Origin of the sequence: Micromonospora yasonensis (genome assembly GCF_026013475.1) — a bacterium.
Taxonomy (GTDB): Bacteria; Actinomycetota; Actinomycetes; order Mycobacteriales; family Micromonosporaceae; genus Micromonospora; species Micromonospora yasonensis.
In genome coordinates, this window is sequence record NZ_JAPDPH010000486.1 from 1 (window position 1) to 452 (window position 452).

At 64.4% G+C, this 452-nt stretch carries 1 protein-coding gene; it reads right to left on the reverse strand.

Features of this window, described 5'->3' with window-relative positions; genetic code table 11:
- On the reverse strand, positions 1-452 hold a 452-nt coding region (locus ONA70_RS36475; protein WP_265011021.1), incomplete at both ends, for a hypothetical protein.

Sequence of the window (452 nt, forward strand, 5' to 3'; positions counted from 1 at the left end):
GTGCCGTAGGCGTTGCCGTCGGTGAACCCGTAGTCGATCCGGGACAGGTAGCTGTCCCGCACGTACGACACGTCCGTAGCGCCCTGGTTGCGTCCGTAGAAGTTGGTGTCCTGCTTGTAGTAGTACGCCATCGCGTTACCGTGCGTGTCGTACACGTAGTCCAGGTTCCACCGGTACGCCATCGTGCACACCGACGACGAGAACCCGGCCGAGTCGTAGCACGGGTCACCCGAGTGCGGCGAATACACCGGCACCGTGTCCACCGACTTGGTTTCCGCCTTGCCCGACGCCCAGCCCGGCAGCCGGTTACGGCCGAACTCGTAGGTGGTGCCGTCGCGCAGCGTCACCCGCCAGTAGTCCGTGTTGTACGTGCCGGACCCGTTGTTCGCGTTCTCGACGTGGGTGACCTTCTCACCGTTGTCCGACTCCGGCTCCCACACCTTCTTCGTCGC